Genomic DNA, 9,270 nt, shown 5'->3' with positions numbered 1-9,270 from the left:
TCAAAGCGCGAAACTCGCCCTTACTGAAGCCATAAAAAGCTTGTCGAATGTCTCAGGGCGTGAAGCGGAAGTTCGCAATTGTTCTCACAACTGGTTAAGGCATTGCTAACATCACGATGCATCAATTAACTGGGTTAAGGTCACACCTTTCAGGATACTGGAAAAAATTACCGAACAAGCAGATCCAACCAATCTGGGTTCTCAATTTTACGTGAATAGGGCAACATTGCACGATTAATCAACTCAAAGAATTCTGACTCCTCCATCCTTACGGCTTCGCTTGTGCCTGGTCCTTCCCATTCATCAAAGAGATGCCAGTAAAGCGATTTCAAGGTGTCAACCACTGCAGTGAAAATCTTTACGTCAGGTTCAAGCCAATGACACACCAGAAAATACATTTTCTGCTCTGCATCATGGATGGAAGCGCACTGGGAAAGTTGACTCATAAATAGCTTGATCCAGACCAATGCTGCTGTTTTTAGCGGTGGCAGGTTTATCTGCTGCTCTGCCATGTACCGTGACATATATAATTCAACCTCGGCCCATTCAGGTTGATTATCAAGCCCCAGTGAAGCGAGGATTAAAAGAGTCTCCGAATCATTTCCTTCGATAATTTGATCTTCAGCCCATGCAATGATCATGCAGTCCAGATCATTGTGAAGAAATTGATATTTTCCTGAAAATACAAGCAACCCGAGCAGCTCATTGAGCGTGTATACAGATGGCATCTAGTATTCCCTTTCCTGAGTTTTAACATGAACCCTGGCAGTGATAATTTCTGAGTCCATTATCAATTGAACGTTGGGTCTATGTAACTAAATGACACTCCAATCAACCTTCATTTTATCTTACCTATTGATTTAAATACTATAAAGATTAGAAGCCTACCGATTTTGGCTACATAAGCAGAAGTGTGAAACGTCCGCTCCAGGCACAGCGCGGACAGTCTGAAGCCCGCTTAGAGCGAGAAGCGAACATGCTTCGCTGTCCGCTCCTCAGGATATTTATAGTGCTGGTCTCAGCAGCCCAGGGGCGATTTCACGATGTTATCCGCCGCCCAGAAGCCCGCCAGGCTCTACAGTCTATGGGATCCTGTTCTATGCCCGGTTTTATTTTCAATGCCTCAGGCCATTTTTTCCCATGATGTCGGTCTCTCATCCAGTTCAACTTCCAGCGTTTCAAGGAAGCGTGCCGTCATCATGTAATGCCCGATCAATAGCGTGATTTCGGCTATTTCCTCCTCGCTGCAATAACACCTGAGCGCATGAAACACTACGCCCGTCACTTTGACATGATTCACACATTCGTCGATAAAACGGACCACAGCCTGTGTTTTACCGTCCAGTTTCTGAATATCGCCATCTTCAATGGCGTCGATATCGCTTTCACGCCAGCCGCTCTGTCTGGCTATTTCGACGTGCTGCATACGCTCATACGCGCTGTGGCTAAGCGCGGCGACCCGTAAAATCACCAACTCTCTGTATTTGGCGCAAAGATGCCCCTGTCGGAATGAGGCGCCTAGCGTCAGATAGCCGTCCGTACACGCGCCGGTGCGCAATAAGGCGCGAGTGAGGTTGGCAGGGAAACGCTGATAGAGATCCTGTTGTTCAGGTGTGAGGGAATCGACTTCGGGTAAGGTAATACGTGCCATGATTGTGCCCCTTTTGGAGGGAAAGACTGGCGATGGCCAGTTTTTCGGCCTTTATTCTTTAAACGCTTGTTCCAGATGCTGACTCAGCCTTTCTTCAAGCTGGCGTACGCTATCGATACCTACAGCAGAAAAGAGCTTTTCCTCTTGCTCAAGCAGTCGCTTCTGCGGAATCACCTCTTTGCCGAAACGAAGGATGGCCTGATTTTCCTCATCAAATTTCGGCCAGAGATCTTCGCCCCCATGCCGAATAAAGGCGGCATAGTAGTTCCCCATGGCCCCGGCACTGTGTTTGAGTTCATCGATATCGATCCCATCGAATGCTGGCCATTGCGACAGTCGCTCCGGGTCGTAATTACGCCACAAAAACGGCATACCGCCGGTGTGGACCGCCCGTAGCTCCCCATTCCATCCCGGGAGATCGTAGCTGAACTGGAAAAGCCAGGTCGGCACACCTAACCGGGTGAAGTGTCTGGCTATTTTTAACGATGAAAACTTAAAGAACTCAAAAGACATAATGTCGGAGAGAATATGTCCCGGCTCCCGATGTTCCGGATAGAGTTCTTTATACCCTTCGTACAGTTGCTGAGCGCCGTCACGGCCATAAATCGGCGTCAGGACGTTGAGAACATCCTGTACGCTGCCATGACGTAGGGTTTCGGTATGACCGCGGAAAAACTGCCATTCATCTTTGGCGAAACCAATCATCAACTCGTTGACCGTATCGGCAGCCGCGTGGCTGGAGAGATATTCAGCAGGGTGTTCCGGGATCCATTCGCCGTCAACCACGCCACCCAAAGGGCGCCAGGCGATATTTTTGTCCGGATGGAAAAAGCGCGTTAAAACATTCTGCACCGCCAGAAAGCGTTCGGGATCGATGTCGGCGAGCGCTTCAGGGGACGAGATATCCAGTAAGGAGAGATATTTCTCCGCCACCCGGACCGCCTGCGCCTGATTTTGGGTACACCAGACATTGAAAGGCGATAATGACTGGATAATGGCCCGACGGAAAAATTTCCGGGCTGGCGCATAAGTCAGCAGATGCGAGACGGCGGTCGCGCCACAGGATTCGCCGCCGATAGTGACATTATCCGGATCTCCTCCGAACGCGGCGATATTCTCATGCACCCATTGCAAGGCGGCGAATTGATCTTTCAAACCCAGGTTGATGGCTTCGGGAAACGCATCGCTGATTAAACCAAAATGCACCCAGCCCAGCGCCCCTAAACGGTAATTGGGCCGGACGACAATGATATTTTCCTGCCGGGCAAGATTGGCGCCGTCTTCCAGATGAAACGATCCCGAACTGACCGCGTTGGCGCCGCCGTGATAATACACATAGACCGGCATTTTTTTTCTGCCCGCATTCTCCGGGACCCAGACATCAAGGTACAGGCAGTCCTCGCTGATATTTTCGTGATGGTAGGTTTTCCCCACGTAAGCGGGCCAGGCAGGGACGCCCGGCACGCCGGGGGCGATGCGCTTAACCTGCTCCATAACGGTGTGTGTGTTGTTCAGGTTCATCTGAAAGGACGCCGGTCCCGAAACCACCGCGTTTCTGATCCCCTCCCAGGGAGAAAGGGGCTGTGGGTTGCGAAACCGTAGCGAACCGACCGGGGGCCGGGCATAAGGGATACCACGGAAAATATCCAGCGCGTTTTCGCGCAGACCCTGAATCCGGCCCTGCCGGGTAGTGACGATGGGGGAACGAGTTTCTGTATGCATGGAGCACCTCTATTTTCAATGATGGCGATCTCTCGCCGGTGTCGGCTTGAGCGTGATGAAGAGAGTGAAGGGTTATTCATCGACTAATGCGATGGTTCTGCACCAACCGGCCGAGGCCCGATGGACTTTTATCGGCAGGCTGATGACCGTAAATCCGTTATCCGGTAATGAATTCAGCGCGGAGAGTTTTTCAATCTGGCAGTAGGGCGTTTCGTTTCCGGCATAGTGCCCTTCCCAGATCAGGGAGGAGTCGCCCGTTTGCTGATAACGCGCACGGGTATAAGCGAACGGCGCATCCCAACTCCAGGCGTCGGTGCCAACCAGACGTACACCTTTTTGCGTCAGATAAAGCGTGCCGCTTCGCCCCACGCCGCAGCCGAGTTCAAGGTAATCCTCATGGCCGTAGCGATCGCCCGCCGTCGTGTTGATCAAGACGATGTCTCCCGCAGAGAGGGTATGGCCGATGCGGGCGAATTCTTTATCCAGATCCGCCGGACCAATGACATAGCCGTCGGGGTAGTGGCGAAAATCGAGCTTCACCCCCGGACCGATACACCAGCTCAGGGGGATTTCATCAATGGTCAGAGATCGATCGCCATCCTTCATGTGGGAATGGTAGTGCCATGGCGCATCCATATGTGTGCCCGCGTGGGTGCTCATATTGACGAACTCCACCGCCCAGCCCTCTTTTTCCGGCAAGTCATCCGGACTGAGCCCCGGAAACATCGCGGCAAGCTGAAGCGCGCCTGCCGCATGGTTATGGTAATCAATGGCAGGTAAAAACGGCGGCGGATCGGAGGGGATGCCGTTTTGCAGAGTGACGGAAAGATCGATGATGCGCTGTTTCATTACTGCTCTCCATTTCTCACCAGAACAACCCAACAGGAGACGGAATGCGGTGACGCTATTGGATTATCCCTGGTTTAGTTCTATAGTTGCACTGCGCAGTGCAACTACCAATGCACTGCACTGTGCAGTGCAATTGATAAAAAGTCAAATACAATGGTGAAAAAAAACACTATGGCAACACCGTCTGCTGAAAAAATTCTGGATTCGGCCGTGAACGTCCTGCTGACGCAGGGCTACGACGCGGCAAGCATGGATGACATCGCTGCGGGCGCCGGGGTATCCCGCCGCACCTTGTTCAATCAGTTTTCAACGAAGGAAGTGTTGTTCGAACAGGCTATTGAGTATTTCTGGTCACGTTTACCCGTTGTACAACTCTCTACCACGCAGGAAGCCATGGCCGATCCGCAAACGGGATTGATGCAAATTGGCCTGGCCATCGCGGATTTCTGGGCGGCGGATACCTCCATAAAACTCGCCCGGATGATTGTTCGCGAGAGCGAACGTTTTCCCTCTCTGGCCAAAAACTATCTGGAGTTAGGTAAAGTGCCCGCCCTGGGTTCGCTCATTCGTTACCTTGCCCAGCAGAACGCCGCCGGTCATCTGAAAATGGAAGATACGGATCTGGCAGCCCGCCAGTTCGTAGGAATGATTAATGAGCCTCTGGTGTGGTTTCGTGTGTTAGGGCTTAAGGATGAAGCGAATATCACTCAACGCGAGCGGGTGGTACAGGAAGCGGTCAGGACGTTTTTAAGCCGCTATGCTTAAGCCACACGATCTATCCACAGAGAGCGGACACGCAGCTATGCTCCCATTCCAGGTAGTGAGCCCCTGTTCGCTAAGCCGGTTCACTCCTTTCAAGCTAAGTTTGTTATGAGCCACCCCATTACTTTAATAGAAGCAGACATGTTCAATGTCTGCTCGTGGCACAGAGCGGCCATTCAGGTGCAGGAACTTTGAGCCAGGAGCAGAAGTGGGGCACGGTAGATTCTGGGCGATTCACAGATTGAATCCCGTCCTATCTTACGGCTATTCTCAAGGTATCTTTCATTACGAGCCATACCAATGAGTCCAACGCTTCCAGACGTTATCAGCTTTATCCGTGAGTATGCAGGATTGCGAAAACACCCTATCGATGAGAATTCGTACATTGAGAACGATCTCCATATTACTGGTGATGACGGTGTGGCGCTTTTACAGGAAGCAGAGAAGGTTTTTGGCGTCTGTTTTGAAACGGATGAGCATAATTTAAGGACTCTCTTTTCTATGAAAGATAATGAGTTTCTCTTTTCCTCGGAGGGCTTAGATCTTTTCGGGATTTCCCGTTTTTTTGCAAGGCTGCGAGGGATCCCGGATTCGACGGTTCGGGACCTGACAGTCGGCGAATTCCATCAGGCATTGGTGAAGCTTCGGTTACAACAAGCCAGCGAGAATAATCGCTGAATCATATTGTATCGTGCCAATGTAAAACGGCTTGCATGGCAGGTGACAACAGACCCGGCTTCATTAAGCATGCCATCACTCCAGATCTGCCGCACGATCGCTTTCCTCGTTATTGCCTCCGCGCAATTTGCACTGTCCGGCGAATAGCCGAATTTACGCAAAAATGTGCGAGAAAATGCCTCAGCACTGCCAAAGTCAACCATCGTGGCGAAAGATTTGACACTTCGTCCTGAGCTCAATTTGGCTGCCCTCAGAGCTAAGCCCCGCAGTATCCGCGGGACTTTTTCATTCCTACAGTGACGGATGAGAGCCTTTTACAGGGCTGACGGCTTCCAGCAGGGAAGCAATGTGAAGAATGGTTCGCTCATCGTGCCATTTACCCACAATTTGCACGTTGATGGGCAATCCTTCATGACTTTTACCGAACGGCAGCGCCACGCCAGGCAGGCCCGTCACGTTCAGCGGTACCGTGGCACCCTGCAGATAAGTGGCATCCACTTTCTGACCGTCGATGATAAATTTCTCCACGCCGTGTTTGTGAGCCGGAATGGGGAGAACATGCGTGATAAGCGCATCATACTGTGAAAAGTATTCCGCAAACCCGTCACGCAACCTTTCAGCAGCCTGCTCTGCATCAATAAATTCAGACATGGATGTATCAGGCAGTGACAGCATCGTTTTTGCCATCTTGTAAAGTTCATCAGCGCTTCGACCAGCCGTTGCCGCAGCAAATGCAGGCTTCATCTCCATAACGTGGATTCGGTTAAACACGTCCAGCGCAAAATCCCGCTCCAGCGCAGGAATACCGACGTGCTCTACGACCACGCCCGGTCCCTTCAGTGAATCCGCTGCTGACTTCACCACTGCTGCCACTTCCGGATCAACCGGACCAAAGCCAGGACCGGTCATCCAGCCAATGCGCAGCGGACGGGATGTCATCAGCGGCAGCCCATCAGAATAAGCTGGCGCATTGCTGGAGAAAGCGTCATGGCCGTCTGGTCCTGCAAGCTGAGAAAAAGCCAGGGCAATATCGCGCACTGAACGGGCCATAGGGCCTACGTGCCAGAACCGGCGAGGTGCGCGCGGCCAGATGCCCGTCATAGGCACGCTACCGTGCGTAGCTTTCATGGAGGTTATGCCGGTCTGTGCAGCCGGCCCACGTACTGAGATGGCCAGGTCAGTGCCCAGCCCCAGAGGGGACATGCCAGCGGCGATAGCGGCAGACTCGCCGCCACTTGAACCGCCGGGCGTACGGGTCAGATCCCAGGGGTTATTCGAGCGGCCGGACAGAAGATTATCGCTTTCAATCCAGTACGAAAACTCCGGCAGGTTGGTTTTTGCAAGCAGGATAGCGCCCGCCTTTTTAAGACGCGCCACGCTGGTTGCATCCTTATCCGGACGTCGACCTTTAAAAATGGGTGAGCCGCGCTGTGTCAGTACACCTGCGGTATCAATGGAATCCTTGACGGTAAAAGGGACTCCGTGCAGGGGACCAAGTTCTTTACCTTTCATGACGGCTGATTCTGCAGCGGCAGCCTGTTTCATGGCGTCCTCTGCAAGCGACACGACAGCGTTGATGTCCGGATTAGTGGCGGCAATACGGTCGATATGCGCCTGCATAACTTCGACAGGGGAAAGGTCGCGGTTACGTATCAGGTCCGCCAGGCGGGTGGCATCTGAATAAAAAATGTCTTTGCTCATGGTAAATCCTCTCAGTAAAAAAAAACTACCTAACAGTTGGTAGGTTGAGCGTAACCCCCTCACAACAAGACTGTCAATATCTACCTAACAAATGTTAGAATTACTGCATCACACTCTGCGAGGAATAAAACGATGAGCAAAACATCCCGGGATGAAATTCTTAACGCAGCCCGTCTGGCGGCCCAGGCTCATGGTTACACCGGTCTGAACATTCGCGGGCTGGCGGATGAGGTAGGGATCAAGGCGGCCAGCATCTACTATCACTTTCCCAGCAAGGCCGAGCTCGGTGCGGCGGTGGCTCAGCGCTACTGGGAAGATACGGCGCGTGACCTTGAAATGCTCAGGGAATCAGCAGGCGACGCGTTAAGCAGTCTGAACCGCTACCCGCATATATTCCGCCGATCGCTGGAGAGTGGAAACCGGCTCTGCATGGGCAGTTTTATGTCTGCCGAATACGATGACCTGCCTGAGGCGGTGAAGGTGGAAGTTCAGAAGTTTGCCGACGTCAACATCGACTGGCTGGCAGGGCAACTGCTGGAGGCGGGTATCACAGAGTCAGAAGGCAGCAAAACCCGGGCAGGTGCGATTTTTTCCGCTATCGCTGGCGCTCAGTTGATGGCCAGAAGCCGGAACGATATTAAGCTCTTTGATGAACTCATCGAGGGATACAGGCTTGCGGGTCTGCTTCCTTCCGTCCGGGCCTGAATTTTTGAGTGATTTAAATAAACCTGCGCATTAACTCATGTCCGCTTTGGCACAAAGCGGACTGACACGCTGGCCGATATCCGCAAAGAGCGTTTCAAGTGACACGGCGCAGTCCTTTCCTGACGCGTAAATCCTTTGTATCTGCGGGCAGTCATTGTCAGGACATAGCGCTCAGCCAGGGCATTGCTTTCTAAGGGCAAAAACAGTCAATTTTTAATGTTACTCAGGAAAATTTTAAGACCATCAATGAAAGCCCGCACGCGAAGAGAGAGATGTCTACGGCTGGGATAAATAGCATGGATAGCAATTTCTTCACCTTGTGTTGCAGGCAGCAGTTGTATTAATCGGCCTTCCACAATATCCCTGTCAATCATGAAGGAGGGCAAATACCCGATACCCAATCCAGCTATGGCCGCTGTGCGTATTGCATCTCCGCTGTCAAACCTGACATGGTTACTGCCGTTCAGCGTTATTCGCCCATGCTCCTTATCCACTAAGTTCCATCCAGTAGAAGCCGTTCCCAAACCATAGACAAGACGGCGATGATCTTTAAGATCAGCAAGTGATTCCGGTTTACCCCTTTGTTTGAGATAGTCAGGTGATACAAACAATTGCGGCCGCGTTCTGTCGATAACCTGTGTTATATATTGATGACTCGTAGCGCCATCGCCTACCCGAATAGCAAGATCAAAGCCTTCCTCTATAAGATCGACAACCCGATCGCTGAAGCTGACTTCAATGCTAATACCCGGTGAGTTATCTATAAATGCCTGGATAAAAGGCAATATCACCATTTTTCCATATCCCTCTGACACGGTGAGTCTGAGGAGGCCTTTTGGCAATGGTGAATTCTGGCGGATACTGGCTTCGGCTTCTTCTAAGTCTTCCAGTAGCCTGCAGCAACGGTTAAAGAATTCATGTCCCTCTGTGGTGAGAGATAAGCGACGCGTTGTGCGCTGAAAAAGCCTTGTCTCGAGATAGGCTTCTAACCGCGCTAATGCTTTACCTGCAGCAGAGCGCGTTAACCCCATGGCCTTACCCCCGGCGACAAAACTTCCCGCCTCAGCAACGGCAACAAAGACCCGCAGTGCACCAATATCCAGAGCAGAGCCAGCAAGCTTTGTCGAAGCGATTTTTCTACCCGTCATTGGGGAACCTTTTTCGTCAATAAATTGGTTAAAGTCTTATTGTAGAATTTCCAT

Annotated in this window: 9 protein-coding genes; 3 read left to right on the top strand and 6 right to left on the bottom strand. The window is 51.7% G+C overall.

What is annotated here, in order from left to right; genetic code table 11:
* Positions 1-167: 167 nt before the first annotated feature.
* From DK872_RS23220 to DK872_RS23205, 4 genes are all read right to left on the bottom strand, one after another.
* Complete coding sequence (locus DK872_RS23220; protein WP_035887714.1) at positions 168-728, bottom strand: hypothetical protein; 561 nt, start codon at positions 726-728, stop codon at positions 168-170.
* 395 nt (positions 729-1,123) lie between these two features.
* Positions 1,124-1,651 carry a carboxymuconolactone decarboxylase family protein gene (locus DK872_RS23215; protein ID WP_035887716.1) on the bottom strand — a complete coding sequence of 176 codons (528 nt, stop codon included), beginning with the start codon at positions 1,649-1,651 and terminating at the stop codon, positions 1,124-1,126.
* 51 nt (positions 1,652-1,702) lie between these two features.
* Positions 1,703-3,373 (bottom strand): carboxylesterase/lipase family protein, encoded by a 1,671-nt coding sequence (locus tag DK872_RS23210; protein WP_161518897.1) that lies wholly within the window; start codon positions 3,371-3,373, stop codon positions 1,703-1,705.
* A gap of 72 nt (positions 3,374-3,445) precedes the next feature.
* Positions 3,446-4,222 (bottom strand): cyclase family protein, encoded by a 777-nt coding sequence (locus DK872_RS23205; protein WP_149288381.1) that lies wholly within the window; start codon positions 4,220-4,222, stop codon positions 3,446-3,448.
* A gap of 171 nt (positions 4,223-4,393) precedes the next feature.
* Here DK872_RS23205 and DK872_RS23200 point away from each other — a divergent pair, with 171 nt between their 5' ends.
* Both DK872_RS23200 and DK872_RS23195 read left to right on the top strand, forming a co-directional pair.
* A complete protein-coding gene (locus DK872_RS23200) occupies positions 4,394-4,987 on the top strand; it encodes a TetR/AcrR family transcriptional regulator (RefSeq protein WP_158262962.1) in 594 nt (197 codons plus the stop codon).
* Positions 4,988-5,284: 297 nt separating this feature from the next.
* The gene (locus DK872_RS23195) at positions 5,285-5,662 is read left to right on the top strand and encodes a hypothetical protein (protein WP_035887723.1); all 378 of its coding nucleotides are present in this window, start codon (positions 5,285-5,287) and stop codon (positions 5,660-5,662) included.
* A 291-nt stretch (positions 5,663-5,953) separates the two neighbouring features.
* Here the strand turns inward: DK872_RS23195 and DK872_RS23190 are convergent, their stop codons facing one another.
* Positions 5,954-7,363 (bottom strand): amidase, encoded by a 1,410-nt coding sequence (locus DK872_RS23190; protein ID WP_161518896.1) that lies wholly within the window; start codon positions 7,361-7,363, stop codon positions 5,954-5,956.
* 132 nt (positions 7,364-7,495) lie between these two features.
* Here DK872_RS23190 and DK872_RS23185 point away from each other — a divergent pair, with 132 nt between their 5' ends.
* Positions 7,496-8,068, top strand: a complete 573-nt coding sequence (locus tag DK872_RS23185) for a TetR/AcrR family transcriptional regulator (RefSeq protein ID WP_007370428.1) — start codon at positions 7,496-7,498, stop codon at positions 8,066-8,068.
* A 206-nt stretch (positions 8,069-8,274) separates the two neighbouring features.
* Here the strand turns inward: DK872_RS23185 and DK872_RS23180 are convergent, their stop codons facing one another.
* Entirely contained in the window at positions 8,275-9,216 is a 942-nt protein-coding gene (locus DK872_RS23180; RefSeq protein WP_007370429.1) for a LysR family transcriptional regulator, read from the bottom strand.
* Between the last annotated feature and the right edge of the window lie 54 nt (positions 9,217-9,270).

The organism is Kosakonia sp. MH5, assembly GCF_009935945.1.
Lineage (GTDB): Bacteria > Pseudomonadota > Gammaproteobacteria > Enterobacterales > Enterobacteriaceae > Kosakonia > Kosakonia radicincitans.
The sequence above is the reverse complement of the archived record's forward strand: the minus strand, read 5'-3'. Positions and strand labels throughout refer to the sequence as shown.

Bases quoted from the DNA above. Each gene is read 5' to 3' on its own strand.
- DK872_RS23205 (WP_149288381.1), bottom strand. From the start codon at position 4,222: ATGAAACAGCGCATCATCGATCTTTCCGTCACTCTGCAAAACGGCATC.
- DK872_RS23180 (WP_007370429.1), bottom strand. From the start codon at position 9,216: ATGACGGGTAGAAAAATCGCTTCGACAAAGCTTGCTGGCTCTGCTCTG.
- DK872_RS23210 (WP_161518897.1), bottom strand. From the start codon at position 3,373: ATGCATACAGAAACTCGTTCCCCCATCGTCACTACCCGGCAGGGCCGG.
- DK872_RS23190 (WP_161518896.1), bottom strand. From the start codon at position 7,363: ATGAGCAAAGACATTTTTTATTCAGATGCCACCCGCCTGGCGGACCTG.
- DK872_RS23215 (WP_035887716.1), bottom strand. From the start codon at position 1,651: ATGGCACGTATTACCTTACCCGAAGTCGATTCCCTCACACCTGAACAA.
- DK872_RS23195 (WP_035887723.1), top strand. From the start codon at position 5,285: ATGAGTCCAACGCTTCCAGACGTTATCAGCTTTATCCGTGAGTATGCA.
- DK872_RS23220 (WP_035887714.1), bottom strand. From the start codon at position 728: ATGCCATCTGTATACACGCTCAATGAGCTGCTCGGGTTGCTTGTATTT.
- DK872_RS23185 (WP_007370428.1), top strand. From the start codon at position 7,496: ATGAGCAAAACATCCCGGGATGAAATTCTTAACGCAGCCCGTCTGGCG.
- DK872_RS23200 (WP_158262962.1), top strand. From the start codon at position 4,394: ATGGCAACACCGTCTGCTGAAAAAATTCTGGATTCGGCCGTGAACGTC.